The organism is Streptomyces sp. NPDC020807 (genome assembly GCF_040641575.1).
Lineage (GTDB): Bacteria > Actinomycetota > Actinomycetes > Streptomycetales > Streptomycetaceae > Streptomyces.
Window position 1 is genome coordinate 47,637 of the sequence record NZ_JBFADU010000012.1, and the last position, 17,174, is coordinate 64,810.

Annotated in this window: 15 protein-coding genes; 4 read left to right on the plus strand and 11 right to left on the minus strand. The window is 72.8% G+C overall.

Annotation, left to right across the window (positions count from 1 at the left end; translation table 11 throughout):
• Window positions 1-498, minus strand: coding sequence for a ribosome maturation factor RimP (rimP, locus tag AB0G79_RS19155; protein WP_360807864.1), 498 nt, complete (start codon window positions 496-498; stop codon window positions 1-3).
• 169 nt (window positions 499-667) lie between these two features.
• Between rimP and AB0G79_RS19160 the strand changes: the two genes are divergently transcribed.
• From AB0G79_RS19160 to AB0G79_RS19175, 4 genes are read left to right on the plus strand one after another with little or no spacing between them, the layout of a single operon-like run.
• The gene (locus tag AB0G79_RS19160; RefSeq protein WP_360807866.1) at window positions 668-1,258 is read left to right on the plus strand and encodes a hypothetical protein; all 591 of its coding nucleotides are present in this window, start codon (window positions 668-670) and stop codon (window positions 1,256-1,258) included.
• Window positions 1,255-1,671 carry a ferritin-like domain-containing protein gene (locus tag AB0G79_RS19165; RefSeq protein ID WP_360807868.1) on the plus strand — a complete coding sequence of 139 codons (417 nt, stop codon included), beginning with the start codon at window positions 1,255-1,257 and terminating at the stop codon, window positions 1,669-1,671. The genes AB0G79_RS19160 and AB0G79_RS19165 overlap by 4 nt, the downstream gene beginning before the upstream one ends.
• A 49-nt stretch (window positions 1,672-1,720) precedes the next feature.
• A complete protein-coding gene (locus AB0G79_RS19170) occupies window positions 1,721-2,620 on the plus strand; it encodes an aminoglycoside phosphotransferase family protein (protein WP_360807870.1) in 900 nt (299 codons plus the stop codon).
• 57 nt (window positions 2,621-2,677) lie between these two features.
• On the plus strand, window positions 2,678-3,598 hold the full coding sequence (locus AB0G79_RS19175; RefSeq protein ID WP_360807872.1) for an SPFH domain-containing protein: 921 nt from the start codon (window positions 2,678-2,680) through the stop codon (window positions 3,596-3,598).
• A gap of 71 nt (window positions 3,599-3,669) precedes the next feature.
• On the opposite strand, the gene AB0G79_RS19180 is transcribed toward AB0G79_RS19175, so the two are convergent.
• The 10 genes from AB0G79_RS19180 to AB0G79_RS19225 all read right to left on the minus strand — a co-directional run bounded on the left by AB0G79_RS19180 (window position 3,670) and on the right by AB0G79_RS19225 (window position 17,090).
• Window positions 3,670-5,373, minus strand: a complete 1,704-nt coding sequence (locus tag AB0G79_RS19180; RefSeq protein WP_360807874.1) for a proline--tRNA ligase — start codon at window positions 5,371-5,373, stop codon at window positions 3,670-3,672.
• A 67-nt stretch (window positions 5,374-5,440) separates the two neighbouring features.
• A complete protein-coding gene (locus AB0G79_RS19185) occupies window positions 5,441-5,995 on the minus strand; it encodes a GNAT family N-acetyltransferase (RefSeq protein WP_360807876.1) in 555 nt (184 codons plus the stop codon).
• Between the two features lie 48 nt (window positions 5,996-6,043).
• Window positions 6,044-6,889 (minus strand): GNAT family N-acetyltransferase, encoded by an 846-nt coding sequence (locus AB0G79_RS19190; protein WP_360807878.1) that lies wholly within the window; start codon window positions 6,887-6,889, stop codon window positions 6,044-6,046.
• A 178-nt stretch (window positions 6,890-7,067) separates the two neighbouring features.
• Complete coding sequence (gene ispG / locus AB0G79_RS19195) at window positions 7,068-8,225, minus strand: flavodoxin-dependent (E)-4-hydroxy-3-methylbut-2-enyl-diphosphate synthase (protein WP_360807880.1); 1,158 nt, start codon at window positions 8,223-8,225, stop codon at window positions 7,068-7,070.
• 103 nt (window positions 8,226-8,328) lie between these two features.
• A complete protein-coding gene (locus AB0G79_RS19200; protein ID WP_360807882.1) occupies window positions 8,329-9,636 on the minus strand; it encodes a site-2 protease family protein in 1,308 nt (435 codons plus the stop codon).
• Window positions 9,633-10,883 (minus strand): 1-deoxy-D-xylulose-5-phosphate reductoisomerase, encoded by a 1,251-nt coding sequence (dxr, locus tag AB0G79_RS19205; RefSeq protein WP_360807883.1) that lies wholly within the window; start codon window positions 10,881-10,883, stop codon window positions 9,633-9,635. The genes AB0G79_RS19200 and dxr overlap by 4 nt, the downstream gene beginning before the upstream one ends.
• A gap of 34 nt (window positions 10,884-10,917) precedes the next feature.
• Entirely contained in the window at window positions 10,918-12,153 is a 1,236-nt protein-coding gene (aroA, locus tag AB0G79_RS19210) for a 3-phosphoshikimate 1-carboxyvinyltransferase (protein ID WP_360807885.1), read from the minus strand.
• A gap of 148 nt (window positions 12,154-12,301) precedes the next feature.
• Window positions 12,302-14,227: an acyl-CoA dehydrogenase family protein gene (locus AB0G79_RS19215; protein ID WP_360807887.1), complete on the minus strand. Its 1,926-nt coding sequence runs from the start codon at window positions 14,225-14,227 to the stop codon at window positions 12,302-12,304.
• A 193-nt stretch (window positions 14,228-14,420) separates the two neighbouring features.
• Window positions 14,421-15,866, minus strand: coding sequence for an aldehyde dehydrogenase family protein (locus AB0G79_RS19220; protein ID WP_360807889.1), 1,446 nt, complete (start codon window positions 15,864-15,866; stop codon window positions 14,421-14,423).
• Between the two features lie 267 nt (window positions 15,867-16,133).
• The gene (locus AB0G79_RS19225) at window positions 16,134-17,090 is read right to left on the minus strand and encodes an EamA family transporter (protein ID WP_360807891.1); all 957 of its coding nucleotides are present in this window, start codon (window positions 17,088-17,090) and stop codon (window positions 16,134-16,136) included.
• Window positions 17,091-17,174: the final 84 nt, after the last annotated feature.

The following is a 17,174-nucleotide window of genomic DNA, read 5'->3' on the forward strand; positions in this document are numbered from 1 at the left end:
CTACGCCTCCTCTTCCTTCTTGTCCTTGCGGTTGAACTCGATCTCGACACGCGCCTTGACGATCTCGGCGAACTCGACCCGGCGGGCGGTGGGCTTGCGCCCCTTCACACCCGGGACCTCCATGTCCATGCCGTCCTCGTCCACGGCGAGGATGCGCGCGACCAGGTCGCCGCCCTCGGCGAGCGTCAGCTTGGCCAGTCGGCCGGTGGCACGCACGTAGTGGCGGTGCTCGGTCAGGGGGCGGTCGGCGCCGGGAGAGCTGACTTCGAGGACGTACTCGCCCTCGCCCATCACATCGGTCTCGTCGAGCTTCTCGGAGATCTCGCGGCTCAGCTCGGCGCAGGCGTCGAGCTCGACGCCCTCCTCCGAATCGACGACGACGCGCAGCAGTCCGCGGCGGCCGGCCCGGGACACCTCGATCTCTTCCAGATCCAGGTCCTTCGCGGTGACGAGCGGCTCAATGAGTCCGCGCAGCCTGTCGCTCTGGGTGGTGCTCATCCGGGTGACTCCTCGGCCGCGTGTGCTGTTGTGGGTTCGTCGCGTGTCAGATCAAAGGGTATCCGGTCCCGGAGGGTGTTGCCGTCCACGGGCCCGGGGGCCGCGGGTACGCTCGCCTGCGGTGATCTCGACGATCTTCGACGACGTACGACGGACGGAGTGAGAGAGCGTGACGACGACGGGCAGGCGCGCACTCCTCAGGGCGGGCGCGCTGGCGGGAGCGGTGGCGGGAACGACGGCCCTGGCGGGCTGCACCGCGTCCGGCGGGGGCGGCGGGGGCACGCGGAAGCCGAGCGCCGCCGAACTGGAGGCCGAACGGGTGGCGCGCGCCGAGGCGGCGCTGCGGCTCCGTTCGGTGACGGCCTCGCGGGACCTGCTGGAACGTTACGACGCGGCCCTCGCCGCGCATCCCGCGCTCGCGCGCCGGCTGACGCCGCTGCGGCGGTCCGTGGCGGCGCACGCGACAGCGCTCGGGGAGGGCGGGACGACGGCGCCCTCGGCCACTGCCTCCGGCTCCCCCGCGGCGGCGACCGCTCCCTCCGGCTCCCCCGCCACCCCGGCCGCGCCCTCCGCACGCGCGCGCGTGCCGGCCGATCCCCGGGCCGCCCTCACGGAGCTCGCCGCCGCCGAGCGGGCGACCTCGGACCAGTACACGAAGGCGCTGGTCACGGCCCCGTCCGAGTACGCGCGGCTGCTCGCCTCCGTGGCGGCGGCGGGCGCCGCGCACGCGTACCTGCTGACCGAAGGAGCACCGGCATGAGCGCCCTCGACGCGGCCCAGGCGGCGCTGGCCGCCGAACACGCGGCGGTGTACGGGTACGGGGTCGTCGGCGGCCGGATCGGCGCCGCCCGCCGCGCCGAGGCAACCGCCGCGTACGAGGCCCACCGGGCGCGCCGGGACGCGCTGCGCAGGACCGTGCGCGACCTCGGCGGCACGCCGGTGGCGGCGGAGGCGGCCTACGCGCTGCCGTTCGCGGTGGCCGACACGGCGGGCGCGGTGCGGCTCGCGGCCGTCCTGGAGGACCGGGTGGCGGGGGTCTACTCCGATCTCGTACGGGCCGGCCGGGGCCCGCTGCGGAGCGAGGCGGCCGCCGCGCTGCGGGAGGCGGCCGTGCGAGCCGTCCGCTGGCGCGGCAGCCACGTAACCTTTCCTGGGCTCGCCGAGCGGGTGTGAGTCCCCGGCCCCGACCAGGTCGACCGAACGGCAGAAGGACAACGCACGCATGGCTTTCGAACCGCCGCAGCGACTCGTACGGGCACTCGGCGAGACGTACGGGGAGAGCGCGGCGACCGAGTGGCTCGGGCCGCTTCCGGAGCACGCGCGGGCCGTGGCGGACCACGCCTCGCTGGCCGCCGAACGGGTGATGGCGCCCGGCGGGCGGAGCAGTCTCGTGCTGCTCGTCCGGCGCGCGGACGACTCCCCCGCCGCGCTCAAGATCGCGCCGCCGTTCACCCGCCCGGACCTGGAGCGGGACGCGCTCGCGCACTGGAACGGCTGGGGCGCGGTGCGGCTGCTCGACGAGACGGCGGAGGGCGGGCTCGTCCTGGAGCGGCTGCACCCCGAGGTCTCGCTGCGGTCGCTGCCGGAGGCCAAGGCGCTCCTGGAGGCCGCCGGGGCCGTACGGAAGCTGTGGGTCGAGCCGGCGGCCGGGCACGGCTTCGAGTCGGTGGCCGAGCGGACGGGCCGGCAGGCGGAGGCGATGGAGCCGTACCGGACGGACCCGGCGACCGCCGAGGTGACGGACTCGGCGCTCGCCGCCCGCGAGGAGCTGCTCGCCGCGCCGGCCGAGTCGCTGCTGCTGCACGGCTGCTTCCGGCAGGGCAAGGTGCTCGCCGGAGACCGGTCGCCGTGGCTCGCGGTCGGCCCCGATCCGCTGGTCGGCGAGCGGGCCTACGACCTGGCGCGGCTGGTACGGGACCGGGTCGAGGACCTGGTGGGCGCGTCGGCGGGCGCCGCGACGGCGCGTCGGCGGGTCAACAAGCTGGCGGACTCGCTCGACGTGGACCGGGAGCGGCTGCGGGGCTGGACCCTGTTCCGCGCGGTCGAGTCGGGGACGCGGGCGCTCACGGCGGGGCGGCGGCAGGACGCGGAGCTGCTTCTGGAGTTCGCGAGCTGGCTGTAGGGGAATACCCTTTTCGTACGGTTCATCCCTTGTTTCCGCTTGCCTGAGGGGGCCGTGATGATCGAAGAGCTGCTCATGGCGGTGGCCGGCGCGGCCGCGGCGACCGCGGTGTACGCGGGTGCGGCGGCGCGGGTGGTGAAGCAGTACGAGCGCGGGGTCGTCTTCCGCTTCGGCAGGCTGCGCAGCGAGGTGCGCGGGCCCGGGTTCACGATGATCGTTCCGGTGGTGGACCGGCTGCACAAGGTGAACATGCAGATCGTCACCCTGCCCGTCCCCGCGCAGGAGGGAATCACCCGGGACAACGTGACCGTCCGCGTGGACGCGGTCGTGTACTTCAAGGTGGTCGACCCGGCGGACGCGCTGGTGCGGGTGGAGGACTACAAGTTCGCCGTCTCGCAGATGGCGCAGACCTCGCTGCGGTCGATCATCGGCAAGAGCGACCTCGACGACCTGCTCTCCAACCGGGAGAAGCTCAACCAGGGGCTGGAGCTGATGCTCGACAGCCCCGCGATGGGCTGGGGCGTCGCGATCGACCGGGTCGAGATCAAGGACGTGTCCCTGCCGGAGACGATGAAGCGCTCCATGGCCCGGCAGGCGGAGGCGGACCGGGAGCGGCGGGCCCGGGTGATCAACGCGGACGCGGAGCTCCAGGCGTCGAGGAAGCTGGCGGAGGCGGCGGGCGTGATGTCCGCGGAGCCGGCGGCTCTCCAACTGCGCCTGCTGCAGACGGTGATGGCGGTGTCGGCGGAGAAGAACTCGACGCTGGTCCTGCCGATCCCGGTGGAGCTGCTGCGGTTCCTGGAGCGGGCGACGCCGGGGAGCGGCCCGGAGCGTCCGTGGCCGCACGGCGGGCCCGAGCCCGTACCGCCGCTGGCCGGCCCGTTCACGCACGGGCACGGGCACGTGGGCGCCGACGAGGAGATCGAGGACCTGACGGGGGCGTCGGCGGAGCCGGTGCCGCGGGACGAGGCGGCCTGACGCCCGCAGGGGTACGACAGAAGCGCCCCGCGGTCTCCTCCCGGAGGCCGCGGGGCGCTTCTCCCAGGTCGTCAGGCGCTCAGGCGGGCCAGGGCCTCGTCGACGGTGAGCTCCTCGCGCTCGCCCGTGCGGCGGTCCTTCAGCTCCACGACGCCCTCGGCGGCGCGGCGGCCGGCGACGAGGATCTTCGGGACGCCGATGAGCTCCGCGTCGGTGAACTTGACGCCCGGGGAGACGCCCGCGCGGTCGTCGACCAGGACGCGGAGGCCGGCGGCGGCCAGCTTGTCGGAGACCTCGAGGGCCAGCTCGGTCTGGAGGGCCTTGCCGGCGGCGACGACGTGGACGTCGGCCGGGGCGACCTCAGAGGCCCAGCACAGGCCCTTCTCGTCGGCGGTCTGCTCGGCGAGCGCGGCCACGGCGCGGGTGACCCCGATGCCGTACGAGCCCATGGTCACGCGGACCGGCTTGCCGTTCTGGCCGAGGACGTCGAGCTTGAGGGCGTCGGCGTACTTGCGGCCCAGCTGGAAGATGTGGCCGATCTCGATCGCGCGGTCCAGCTTGAGGCCGGTGCCGCACTTGGGGCACGGGTCGCCCTCCTCGACCACGACGACGTCGACGTACTCGGAGACCTCGAAGTCACGGCCCGCGACGACGTTCTTCGCGTGCATGCCCTCCTTGTTGGCGCCCGTGATCCACGCGGTGCCGGGGGCCACGCGCGGGTCGGCGAGGTAGGTGACCTTCTCCAGGCCCTGCGGACCGACGTAGCCGCGGACGAGGTCGGCGCGCTGCGCGAAGTCCTCCTCGGTCACCAGCTCGACCGTGGCCGTGGCGCCGAAGTGCTCCTCGACCTTGCCCATGTCGACCTCGCGGTCGCCGGGGACGCCGATGGCGACGATCTCGCCGTCGACCTTCACCAGGAGGTTCTTGAGGGTGGCGGAGGCCGGCACGCCCAGCGAGGCGGCGAGCGTCTCGATGGTGGGGGTGTCGGGGGTCGGGATCTCCTCGGCGGCGGGGACACCGGCGGCGTCGACGGCCTTCACGGCCTGGTAGACGGCCTCGGTGTTCGCGGCGAAGTCGCAGTTCGGGCAGTCGGCGAAGGTGTCCTCGCCGGCACCGGCCGGGGCGAGGAACTCCTCGGACTTCGAGCCGCCCATGGCGCCGGCGGTGGCGGCGACGATCCGGTAGTCGAGGCCGAGGCGCTCGAAGATCCGCTGGTACGCCTGGCGGTGCAGCCCGTACGACTCGGCGAGGCCCTCGTCCTCCGTGTCGAAGGAGTAGGAGTCCTTCATGAGGAACTCGCGGCCGCGCAGGACGCCGGCGCGCGGACGGGCCTCGTCGCGGTACTTGTTCTGGATCTGGTAGAGGATCACCGGCAGGTCCTTGTAGGACGAGCACTGGTCCTTGACCAGGAGGGTGAAGATCTCCTCGTGGGTGGGGCCGAGGAGGTAGTCGGCACCCTTGCGGTCCTGGAGGCGGAAGAGCTCGGCGCCGTACTCCTCCCAGCGGCCGGTCGCCTCGTAGGGCTCGCGGGGCAGCAGGGCGGGGAGCAGGACCTCCTGCGCGCCGATGGCGTCCATCTCCTCGCGGACGACGCGCTCGACGTTGGCGAGGACCTTCAGGCCGAGGGGCAGCCAGCTCCAGATGCCGGCGGCGGTGCGGCGGACGTAGCCCGCGCGGACGAGGAGCTTGTGGCTGAGGACCTCGGCGTCCGCCGGGTCGTCGCGCAGCGTCTTCGCCATCAACTTCGACATGCGCTGGACCGGTGCGTTGGCCATGGTTCTCGTACTCCTGCCGTATGGGTGGTAGCGCCGAGGTTAGCCGGGCCATCCCTGGCAGGAGAAATCAGTTCCGGCGCTTGAGCGGCAGGGGCGCGCCCATCACCGCGTACGGGCGGGCCGCGCTCGGGAAGTGGACCTGGCGGGCGAGGTCCTCGTACCCGAGGGCGCGGTAGAGGCCTCGGGCCGGGGACTCGGTGTCGATCGCGGAGAGGATCGAGCGCGGTTCGGCGGCGCCGTCGGTGATCGTGGTGATCAGCCCGCGGCCCACGCCCCGGCCCTGGAAGTCGGGGTGGACGTGGAGCTCGGTGATGACGAAGGAGTCGGTGAGCCAGTCGGCGGTTCCGGTGGCGCGCAGGTACGGCTCGACGACGGTCGACCACCAGTGGGTGCGGTCGTTGGGCATCCCGTACACGAAGCCGACGAGCCGGCCGTCGGGCGTGGTGGCCCCGTAGGCGCGGGCGCCGGGGCTCATGAGGTGGCGCAGCACGATGTGGCGGCGTACGGCGACCTCGTCGCGGTCGAGACCGAAGGCGACCGCCTGCACGGCGAGGGCCTCGTCCACCCGGGCGGCGAGATTGACCGGTCCGATCACGGTCCCCGCGGACTCTGCGTCATCCATGCGGCGCACCCTACAAGCGGCGGGGGTGTCAGGACAGCACGCTCCGCCTCAGAACAGCACGCTCATGAAGGCGCCGGTCTCGCGGAAGCCGACGCGGCGGTACGCGGCGCGGGCGGGGGTGTTGTAGTCGTTGACGTACAGGCTGACGACGGGGGCGACGTCGGCGAGGGCGTACTGGAGGACGGCGGCCATGCCGGTCTCGGAGAGGCCCTTGCCGCGGTGCTCGGGGGCGACCCAGACGCCCTGGATCTGGCAGGCCTGGCGGGTCGCGGCGCCGATCTCGGCCTTGAAGACGACCTTGCCGTCCTCGAAGCGGGCGAAGGAGCGGCCGGCGCCGACGAGCTCGGCGACGCGGGCCTGGTAGAGGAGTCCGCCGTCGTTGGCCAGCGGCGAGATCCCGACCTCCTCGGTGAACATGGCCACGCAGGCGGGCATGATCGCGTCCATCTCGTTCTTGCGGACGCGGCGGACCAGCGGGTCGGGTGCGACCGCGGTGGAGGGCTCCTCGGCGATCATGAGGGGCTGGCGGGCGCGGACGTCGCGCGCGGGGCCCCAGCTGGGTTCGAGGAGCCGCCAGAGCAGGGCGGTGGGTTCGGCGGGGCCGACGATCGAGGAGCAGCGGCGGCCGATCCTGCGGGCGCGGTCGGCGAAGGCGCGGACGGCCTCGGGGGTGGCGCAGATGGGGACGAGGTTGGCGCCGGAGTAGCAGAGCGAGCGGAGCCGTCCCTGGTCGTACCAGCCCCACATCTCGCCGCCGAGGCGCCAGGGGTCGAGCCCGGCGATCTGGACGCGGGCGGTCACGAAGGCGTTCTCGACGGGGGCGCTCTCCAGGACGGCGAGTGCGGCGCCGAGATCGGCGGGTTCGAGGACCCGGGTGGTCGTCTGTGTCAACACGAGGGGGCCTCACCGTGCGGCTCTGCTGGTCTCCGCACTGTACCCCCACCCTCATTTGAGGGCTCGGTTCGGCTCCGGGGCGCCAGAGCAGGGCGCACAGGGCCTGCGGGTGAGTGCCCATGGAGGAAGCCCCTCCGCCCGGTGGGGCGGAGGGGCTTCACGACGCGGTGGGCGGGGCTCAGACGCCGATGGCGACCGACGGCTCGCCGCTGGCGACGCCGTCCTTCTCCATCTGCTCGGCGATCTTGAGCGCCTCTTCGATGAGGGTCTCGACGATCTTCGACTCGGGGACGGTCTTGATGACCTCGCCCTTGACGAAGATCTGGCCCTTGCCGTTGCCGGAGGCGACGCCGAGGTCGGCCTCGCGGGCCTCGCCGGGGCCGTTGACGACACAGCCCATGACGGCGACGCGCAGCGGGACGGTCATGCCGTCGAGGCCGGCGGTGACCTCCTCGGCGAGCTTGTAGACGTCGACCTGGGCGCGGCCGCAGGACGGGCAGGAGACGATCTCCAGGCGGCGCTGGCGGAGGTTGAGCGACTCCAGGATCTGGATGCCGACCTTGATCTCCTCGGCCGGGGGCGCGGAGAGCGAGACGCGGATCGTGTCGCCGATGCCCTGGGCGAGGAGGGCGCCGAAGGCGACGGCCGACTTGATGGTGCCCTGGAAGGCCGGGCCCGCCTCGGTGACGCCGAGGTGGAGCGGGTAGTCGCACTGGGCGGCGAGCTGGCGGTAGGCCTCGACCATGACGACCGGGTCGTTGTGCTTGACCGAGATCTTGATGTCGCGGAAGCCGTGCTCCTCGAAGAGGCCGGCCTCCCAGAGGGCGGACTCGACGAGCGCCTCGGGGGTGGCCTTGCCGTACTTCTTGAGGAGCCGCGCGTCGAGCGAACCGGCGTTGACGCCGATGCGGATCGGGGTGCCGGCGTCGGAGGCCGCCTTGGCGATCTCCTTGACCTTGTCGTCGAACTGCTTGATGTTGCCGGGGTTGACGCGGACGGCCGCGCAGCCGGCGTCGATCGCGGCGAAGACGTACTTCGGCTGGAAGTGGATGTCGGCGATGACCGGGATCTGCGACTTCTTCGCGATGACCGCGAGGGCGTCGGCGTCGTCCTGGGTCGGGCAGGCGACGCGCACGATCTGGCAGCCGGAGGCGGTCAGCTCGGCGATCTGCTGGAGCGTGGCGCCGATGTCGGAGGTGCGGGTCGTCGTCATCGACTGGACGGAGACCGGTGCGTCACCGCCGACGGCCACGCTGCCGACCTGGATCTGGCGGCTCTTGCGCCGCTCGGCGAGCCGGGTCGGAACGGTCGGGATACCGAGAGAAATCGCGGTCATCTGAAGTGCAACCTCAAGGTTGTGCGTCGGCGGGCTCAGGTCTCCGAGGTTACCGCCCCGGGGGTGGGGGGCCGGACACGCAGGCATCCGTCCCCCCTGGGAGCTACGTGATCTTCACCGGATTGACGATGTCGGCGGCGAGCACGAGCAGGGTGAAGCAGACGAAGACACCGGCCACCACGTAGGCGGCGGGCATCAGCTTGGCCACGTCGAACGGGCCGGGGTCGGGGCGCTTGAAGAGCCGGGCCGTGTTGCGGCGCACGGACTCCCAGAGGGCGCCCGCGATGTGGCCGCCGTCGAGCGGCAGCAGCGGGAGCATGTTGAACAGGAACAGCGAGACGTTGAAGAACACCAGCAGGTTCATGAACATCACGAGGATCGTCGTCGGCGGCGCCTCGATCGTCATGAGCTCGCCGGTGATCCGGGCGGCGCCGACGACGCCGACCGGGGAGTCCTGGGCGCGCTCGCCGTCCCCGAAGGTGGCGTCCCACAGTCCGGGGATCTTGCCGGGGAGGGCGATCACGGAGTGGACGCCGTTCTCCAGGAGGTCGGTCATCCGCTCGGTCGTCTCGCCGAAGCTGAGCGGCGCGACCTCGGTCTTCGAGGCGAAGCCGAGGTAGCCCGCGTCGACGTACGTCACGGGCTGGACGACCTGGCCGTCCTCGTCCTTCTTCGGGACCTTGTTGGTGACGAGCACGGGGTGCAGGTCGACGCTCCGGCCGTCGCGCTCGACGGTGATCGTCGCCGCGCCGATGGTGTCGCGGATGCGGTCCGAGAGCGTGTCCCAGTCGGCCACCGGAGTGCCGTTGAAGGCGACGATCCTGTCGCCCTCCTTCAGCCCCGCCTTGAACGCCGGGGAGACGGGGTCGCCCGCCTGGCACTTCTCGCGCTTGCTGCTCTGCTCGATCACGCACTTCTGGACGCCGGCGACCTTGGTCGTCTGGCCTTCGACGCCGAGGGTCATCATCGAGCCGAAGAACAGCGCGGCCGCCAGGACCAGGTTCATGAACGGTCCGGCGAACATCACGATGACGCGCTTCCACGGCTTGCGCGTGTAGAAGAGCCGGGTCTCGTCGCCGGGCTGCAGCTCCTCGTACGACGCCTCGCGGGCGTCCTCGATCATCGAGCGCCACGGCGAGGTCGAGCGGGCCTCGATCCTGCCGTCGTCCCCGGGGGGGAACATGCCGATCATCCGGATGTAGCCGCCGGCCGGGATGGCCTTGATGCCGTACTCGGTCTCGCCGCGCTTCTTCGACCAGATCGTCGGGCCGAAGCCGACCATGTACTGCGGGACGCGGATGCCGAAGAGCTTGGCCGTGGAGAGGTGACCGAGCTCGTGCCAGGCGATCGAGACGAGGAGGCCCAGGGCGAACAGCACGATGCCCAGGACGTACAGGAGTACTTCGGTCATGCGCGGGCCTCCGCTGTTGCCTTCGCTGCGAGCTCACGGGCCCGGGCGCGCGCCCAGGTCTCCGCTTCGAGGACGTCCGACACCGTGAGCGGGGTTCCCGTGGTGGGCTGTCCGTGCTCGGTGACGACGGCTGTGACCGTATCCATGATTCCGTTGAACGGCAGCCGTCCGGCGAGGAACGCCTCGACGCACTCCTCGTTCGCCGCGTTGAAGACGGCGGGGGCCGTGCCGCCCAGTTCGCCCACGTGGCGGGCGAGTCCGACCGACGGGAAGGCCTCCGTGTCGAGCGGGAAGAACTCCCAGGTGGAGGCCTTGGTCCAGTCGAAGGCGGGGGCCGCGTCCGGGACGCGCTCGGGCCAGCCGATGCCGATGGCGATCGGGCCGCGCATGTCCGGCGGGGTGGCCTGGGCGAGCGTGGAGCCGTCCGTGAACTCGACCATCGAGTGCACGTACGACTGGGGGTGGACGACGACCTCGATGCGGTCGAAGGGGATGTCGTAGAGCAGGTGGGCCTCGATGACCTCCAGGCCCTTGTTCACGAGCGTCGCGCTGTTGACCGTGATGACCGGGCCCATGGCCCAGGTCGGGTGGGCGAGCGCGTCCTCCCGCGTCACATGGGCCAGCTCCGCGCGCGTACGGCCGCGGAACGGGCCGCCCGAGGCGGTGACGACCAGCTTGCGGACGTCGGCGCGGGTGCCGGCGGCGAGCGCCTGGAAGAGCGCCGCGTGCTCGGAGTCGACCGGGATGATCTGGCCGGGCTTGGCGAGCGCCTTCACCAGCGGGCCGCCGACGATCAGCGACTCCTTGTTGGCCAGCGCGAGCGTGCGGCCCGCTTCGAGGGCGGCGAGGGTCGGCGCGAGGCCGATGGAGCCGGTGATGCCGTTGAGTACCGTGTGGCACGGGGACGCGGCCAGCTGGGTGGCCGCGTCCGGGCCCGCGAGGAGCTCGGGCAGGGGCTCGGAGCCGTACAGCGCCTTCAGGGCCGTGCGCAGCTCCTCGACCGCCTCCTCGCGGGCGACCGCGACCTGCCGGACCCTCAGCCGGTGCGCCTGCTCGGCGAGCAGCCCGATCCGGCCGCCGGAGGCGGCCAGGGCGGTGACCCGGAAGCGGTCGGGGTTGCGCAGGACCAGGTCGATGGCCTGGGTGCCGATGGATCCGGTCGAACCGAGGACGACGATGTCCCGGCGTCCTTCGGACACGTCGAAGGCGATGTGCGGATCGGCGAGAGGAGAGGGGCGGTCGCTCATGCCCCCCATTCTTGCCCCAAAGACTGTGCGTCTTTCACGCGGTCCGGGTGTACCTGTGGAAAACCTCGTGGAAGTCCGGGAACGTCTTCTTCACGCACCCCGGGTCGTCGAAGGTGATCCCGGGCGTCCGCAGCGCCGTGACCGCGAAGGACATGACGATCCGGTGGTCCCCGTGCGTGGCGATCTCGACGGGGCCGGCGGGCGTGCCCGGGTGGATCTCGATCCAGTCCGGGCCGGTGCGCACGGTGATGCCGAGGCGTCGCAGGTTCTCGGCGCAGGCGTCGAGCCGGTCGCACTCCTTGACCCGGGTGTTGCCGACGTCCTCGATGCGGACCGGGCCGTCGGCGAAGGGCGCGATCGCGGCGAGGGTCGGCATGGTGTCCGAGATGTCCCGCATGTTGACGGTCAGTCCGCGCAGGGTGCCGGTGGAACGGACCGTCGTCGCCGCGTCGCCGACCTCGACGTCCGCGCCCATCCGGCGCAGCACGTCCACGAACGCCAGGTCGCCCTGGAGCGCGCCGCGGCCGAGGCCGGGGACGGTGACCGAGCGGCCCGGTTCGAGAGCCGCGGCGGCGAAGAAGTAGCTGGCGGTGGAGGCGTCGGGCTCGATGCCGTAGGTACGGGCGCGGTAGCCGGTGGGGGCCACCTTGTACGTACGGCCCTCCTGGACGACCTCCGCGCCGAACGCCCTCATCATCGCGAGGGTGATCTCGACGTACGGCTCCGAGACCAGGTCCGTGACCGTGATGTCCAGGCCCTCGGCGGTCAGCGGGCCGAGCATGAGGAGCGCGGTCAGGTACTGGGACGACTGGCCCGCGTCGAGCGTCAGCGCGCCGCCCTTCACGCCGGCGGCGTGCACGGCCAACGGGTGGTGGCCCTCGTTCGCCAGGTGCCGCAGATCCACACCGAGCGCGCGCAGACCCGTCGTCAGGGGGCCGAGCGGACGGGCCCGCATCTGGGCGGAGGCGTCGAAGCGGTACGTGCCGTGGCCGGCGGCGACGAGCGTCGGCAGGAACCGGGCCGTGGTGGCGCCGTCCCGGCAGTACACCTCGGCGGTCTCCGCGCCGGGCCCGGCCGGGCGCCCGTCGATGTGCCAGGCGTCGGCCTCCCGCCGCACCACGTACCCGAGCGCGCCGAGCCCCTCGGCGAACCCCTCCGTGTCGTCGGAGGCGAGCGGCCGCAGGAGGGTGGTGGTGCCCTCGGCGGCGGCGGCGAGGAACAGCGCGCGGGCGGTGACGGACTTGGATCCGGGGATGTCGATGACGGTCACGGACCCATCCTGCCGTGCGGGGGCGCACCGGCGCGGGGAGGTCCGTCACGTGGACGGCACGATCCCGCGGCGCCGCACCCGGGGTCCGGGGTCCGGGGTCCGGGCCCGGATGCCTGGGCCCGGCAAGGCGGGGCGGGGCGGGGCGGGGTCAGCGGAGGGGGCGGCGCCGGTTCTCGTGGGGTGACGGGCCCGGGGGCGTGGGGGCGATCCAGGGAGCGTCGGCCGGTGGGACCACCACGCCGGCCTCCAGCCAGGTGTAGCGGTCGGTCAGGACGCCGTCCGCGACCCGGCGGTCCACGTCGTCCGTGTTCGACCAGAGGCGGCCGAACAGCTCCTCCACCCGCAGCCGCGCCTGGCGGCAGAAGGCGTCCGCCAGCCGGCTCGCCTCCGGACCGTGCTCCGTCGTCGTCCGGAGCATCTCCGCCCGTACGCAGGCCGCGCTCATCGCGAACAGCTCCGCCCCGATGTCGACGATCCGTCCGAGGAACGCCTGCTTGAGCTCCATCCGCCCCTGCCACCGGGACATCGCGTAGAAGGTCGAGCGGGCGAGCTTCCGGGAGGTGCGCTCGACGTACCGGAGGTGGGTCGCGAGGGCGCCGAACTCCCCGTACGCCCCCGGGAGCTGTCCGGGACCGGCGACGAGCCCCGGCAGCCAGCGGGCGTAGAAGCCGCCGGCCCGGGCCCCGGCCCTCGCCTTGTCGGCGAGGCTGGTGTCGGGGTCGATGAGGTCGCCCGCGACGGAGAGGTGGGCGTCGACGGCCTCGCGGGCGACGAGGAGGTGCATGATCTCCGTCGAGCCCTCGAAGATCCGGTTGATCCGCAGGTCGCGCAGCATCTGCTCGGCGGGGATCGCCCGCTCGCCGCGCGCCGCGAGCGAGTCGGCGGTCTCGTACCCGCGCCCGCCGCGGATCTGGACGAGTTCGTCGGCGATCAGCCACGCCTTCTCGGAGCCGTACAGCTTGGCGAGCGCGGCCTCGATGCGGATGTCGTGCCGGTCCTCGTCGGCCATCTGGGAGGTGAGTTCGACGACGGCCTCCAGGGCGAAGGTGGTCGCCGCGATGAACGAGATCTTCGTGCCGACGGCCTCGTGGCGGCCGACCGGCCTGCCCCACTGCTCACGGGCCCCCGACCACTCCCTGGCGACGTTCAGGCACCACTTCCCGGCGCCCGCGCACGCCGCCGGGAGGGAGAGGCGGCCGGTGTTGAGGGTGGTGAGGGCGATCCTGAGCCCGCTGCCCTCGGGGCCGATGCGGTGCGCGGCGGGGACCCGGACCCGGTGGAGGCGGGTGACGCCGTTCTCCAGGCCGCGCAGGCCCATGAAGGAGTTGCGGTGCTCGACGGTGACGCCGGGGGCGTCGGCCTCGACGACGAAGGCGGTGATGCCGCCGCGGTGGCCCTCGGACGCGGGGACCCGGGCCATGACGACGAGGAGGTCGGCGACGACGCCGTTGGTCGTCCAGAGCTTCACGCCGTCGAGGACGTAGTCGTCGCCCTCGGGCACGGCGGTGGTGGCGAGCCGCGCCGGGTCGGAGCCGACGTCGGGCTCGGTGAGGAGGAAGGCGGAGAGGTCCGTACGGGCCAGGCGGGGCAGGAACGTCTCCTTCTGCTCCCGCGTGCCGAACAGTTTCAGCGGCTGCGGTACGCCGATCGACTGATGCGCGGAGAGCAGCGCGCCGACGGCCGGGCTGACGGAGCCGACCAGGGCGAGGGCCCGGTTGTAGTACAGCTGGGTGAGGCCGAGGCCGCCGTACGCCGGGTCGATCTTCATCCCGAGCGCGCCGATCTCCTTGAGACCGGCGACGGTCTCGTCGGGGATGCGGTCCTCGCGTTCGATGCGCGGGCCGTCGATCCGGGTCTCGCAGAAGGTGCGGAGCGTCGCGAGGAAGGCCTCGCCGCGCCGCACGTCCTCGGGGGCGGGCAGCGGGTGCGGGTGGATGAGGTCGAGCCGGAACCGGCCGAGGAAGAGCTCCTTGGCGAAGCTCGGCTTGTGCCAGTCCTGCTCGCGCGCGGCCTCGGCGGTCTGCCGGGCCTCGCGTTCGGTGACCTTGGGCGGGCGCTGGGCGGGTGCGGACATGGACGCCTCCTGGGGCTCCTGCTCCGGTCCTGGGCTTCCTGTCCGTCGTACCCGATGCCGGGAGGTTCGGAAAGACGGCGGGAGCGGCGTACACGCGTCACCACCGCCGTGTGCCGCGCCCGCGGCATGACGAAAAGGCGGTCCGAGCCCCCGCACAGTGGGCTCGGACCGCCTGGTCTCGCGGTGGCGCCTCTTACAGGGCCAGACCCGTGAGGACGAGGACACGCTCGTACGTGTAGTCGTCCATCGCGTACTTGACGCCCTCGCGGCCGACGCCGGAGCGCTTGGCGCCGCCGTACGGCATCTGGTCGGCGCGGTACGACGGGACGTCACCGATGATCACGCCGCCGACCTCGAGCGCGCGGTGGGCGCGGAACGCGGTCTGGAGGTCGTGGGTGAAGACGCCGGCCTGGAGGCCGAAGTCCGAGTCGTTGACGGCGGCGAAGGCCTCGGCCTCGCCGTCGACCTTGGCGACCGTGAGGACCGGGCCGAAGACCTCGGAGCGGGCCAGGGTGACGCCCTCGGGAAGCTCGGTGAGGACGGTGGGGGCGTAGGTGGCGCCCTCGCGCTTGCCGCCGGTGAGGAGCTTGGCGCCGGCCGCGACTGCCTCGTCGACCCAGGACTCGACGCGCTGGGCGGCGGCCTCGTCGACGAGCGGGCCGACGTCGGTGGCGTCGTCCGCCGGGTCACCGGTGACCTGGGCCTCGACGGCCGCCACGATCTTCGGGAGCAGGCGGTCGTAGACGGAGGCGTCGGCGATCACGCGCTGCACGGAGATGCAGGACTGGCCGCCCTGGTAGTTGGAGAAGGTGGCGATGCGGGTCGCCGCCCAGTCCAGGTCGGCCTCGGAGGACCAGTCGGGCAGCACGACGGCGGCGGCGTTGCCGCCGAGCTCCAGGGTGCAGTGCTTGTGCGGCACGGACTCCTGGATGGCGTAGCCGACCTTGTCGGAGCCGGTGAAGGAGATGACCGGGAGGCGCTCGTCCTTGACGAGGGCCGGCATGCGGTCGTTCGGCACGGTCAGGATCGACCAGGAGCCGGCCGGCAGGTCGGTCTCGGCCAGGATCTCGCCCAGGATGAGGGAGGAGATCGGCGTCGACGGGGCCGGCTTGAGGATGATCGGGGCGCCGACGGCGATGGCCGGGGCGACCTTGTGCGCGCTGAGGTTCAGCGGGAAGTTGAACGGCGCGATGCCCAGGACGACGCCCGTGGGGATGCGGCGGGTCACGGCGAGGCGGCCGACGCCGCCGGCCTCGGTGTCCAGGCGCTGGGCCTCGCCGGCGTTCCAGCGGCGGGCCTCCTCGGCGGCGAAACGGAAGACGGAGACGGCGCGGCCGACCTCGCCGCGGGCCCACTTGATGGGCTTGCCGTTCTCGGCGGAGATGACGAGGGCGATCTCCTCGGTGCGCTCGGCGAGCCGCTTCGACACGTGGTCGAGGGCGGCGGCGCGGACGTGCGCCGGGGTCGCGGCGAACTCGTCGACGACGGCGTGCGCGGCGGCGACGGCCTCCTCGACCTGAGCCTCGGTGGGCACGCTGACCTTGCCGACCAGACGTCCGTCGTACGAGTTCGTGACGTCGAAGGTGGCGTCGCCGGTGGCCTCGCGGCCGGCGAGCCAGAAGGCGTGGGTGGTCGTCATTGCGGCCCGGCCCTTTCCGTTTCGGGGAGCGAGCGGTTGCTCTGGGGACACGTTAGGGCCGGGGTGGGGGGTATGGGTTTGTCCGGTGTGGAGTGGTGGGGGTGAGGTGGCTGTCCGGTTTGGCGGGGCGGAGCGCCGCCTCGGCCGCCGTCGAGCGGTGTGGCGGCGCTCCTGTCCATCACCTCGCCGGTCGGCCCCGCCGGATGCCGGGCCGGCCGGCCCGGCCGGTTAGCCCGGCCGGCCGGCCCGGCCGGTCAGCCCCGTCGGTCAGCCCCGTCGCTCGGTCGAGACGATCAGGCAGACGCCGCCGACGACGATCGCGCCGCCGAGGACGATCGGCCAGGTCAGGGCCTCGTTGAGGACGAGGGCGCCGAGGGCGACGGCGACCACCGGGTTGACGTACGCGTAGGTGGCGACGAGGGAGATGGGGGCGGCCTGGAGCAGCCAGGCGTACGCCGTGAACGCGATCAGCGAGCCGAAGACGATCAGGTAGGCGAGGGCGACCCAGGAGCGGGTGGAGATCCCCGCGAGGTCGAGGCCGTGCTGCTCGCCGCGGACCAGGCCGACGCAGAGGCCCGCGAGGCCGCCCGCGACCATCTCGTACGCGCTGGCGGTGAAGGGGTTGCCCGGCATGGGGACGCGCGAGGAGGAGAAGGAGCCCACGGCCCAGCAGAGGGTGCCGGCGAGGACGAGGAGCACACCGCCGATCTTCACGTCGCCGCTGAGGCCGGGGAGGGTGAGGACGGCGAGGCCCGCCAGGCCGAGGAGGACGCCGCCGACGCCGCCGAGGGTGGGCCGGGCGCCGTACGCCGCCTTGAGGATGACGACCCAGGCGGGCACGACGGCGATGAGGAGCGCGGCGAGGCCGGAGGGGATGGAGGTCTCGGCGAGGACGACGAGGCCGTTGCCGCCGAGGATGAGGAGCAGGCCGACGACGACGGTCGAGGCGAGTTCGCGCGGGGTGACCCTGAGGGCGGCGGGACCCTGCCGCCAGGCGATGATCCCGGCGAGGATCAGGCCCGCGGTGACGAAACGGGTGCCGGCGGAGAGGAACGGCGGCATGGTCTCGACGGCGATCCGGATGCCGAGGTAGGTGGATCCCCAGACGACGTAGACGATGCCGAGCGCGACCCAGACGGCTCCGGTGATGCGGCGGGGCCCGGGAGCGGGCGGGGGTATGGGGACGGTGGCGGGGGCGGTCGGGTCAGCGGCAGGGCTTGTCATGCCCAGGAGACTAGGCAGTGCGGAAGCCCGTAGCCAAGAAAACTGCCCGGTTCCGGGCAGAGGAGTGCGAGAACGCGCGAGGCG

What these genes read in the sequence shown, in the direction of transcription:
- rimP (WP_360807864.1), bottom strand. Translation starts at nt 498, where the DNA reads ATGAGCACCACCCAGAGCGACAGGCTGCGCGGACTCATTGAGCCGCTC.
- AB0G79_RS19165 (WP_360807868.1), top strand. Translation starts at nt 1,255, where the DNA reads ATGAGCGCCCTCGACGCGGCCCAGGCGGCGCTGGCCGCCGAACACGCG.
- AB0G79_RS19170 (WP_360807870.1), top strand. Translation starts at nt 1,721, where the DNA reads ATGGCTTTCGAACCGCCGCAGCGACTCGTACGGGCACTCGGCGAGACG.
- AB0G79_RS19175 (WP_360807872.1), top strand. Translation starts at nt 2,678, where the DNA reads ATGATCGAAGAGCTGCTCATGGCGGTGGCCGGCGCGGCCGCGGCGACC.
- AB0G79_RS19180 (WP_360807874.1), bottom strand. Translation starts at nt 5,373, where the DNA reads ATGGCCAACGCACCGGTCCAGCGCATGTCGAAGTTGATGGCGAAGACG.
- AB0G79_RS19185 (WP_360807876.1), bottom strand. Translation starts at nt 5,995, where the DNA reads ATGGATGACGCAGAGTCCGCGGGGACCGTGATCGGACCGGTCAATCTC.
- ispG (WP_360807880.1), bottom strand. Translation starts at nt 8,225, where the DNA reads ATGACCGCGATTTCTCTCGGTATCCCGACCGTTCCGACCCGGCTCGCC.
- AB0G79_RS19200 (WP_360807882.1), bottom strand. Translation starts at nt 9,636, where the DNA reads ATGACCGAAGTACTCCTGTACGTCCTGGGCATCGTGCTGTTCGCCCTG.
- dxr (WP_360807883.1), bottom strand. Translation starts at nt 10,883, where the DNA reads ATGAGCGACCGCCCCTCTCCTCTCGCCGATCCGCACATCGCCTTCGAC.
- AB0G79_RS19215 (WP_360807887.1), bottom strand. Translation starts at nt 14,227, where the DNA reads ATGTCCGCACCCGCCCAGCGCCCGCCCAAGGTCACCGAACGCGAGGCC.
- AB0G79_RS19220 (WP_360807889.1), bottom strand. Translation starts at nt 15,866, where the DNA reads ATGACGACCACCCACGCCTTCTGGCTCGCCGGCCGCGAGGCCACCGGC.
- AB0G79_RS19225 (WP_360807891.1), bottom strand. Translation starts at nt 17,090, where the DNA reads ATGACAAGCCCTGCCGCTGACCCGACCGCCCCCGCCACCGTCCCCATA.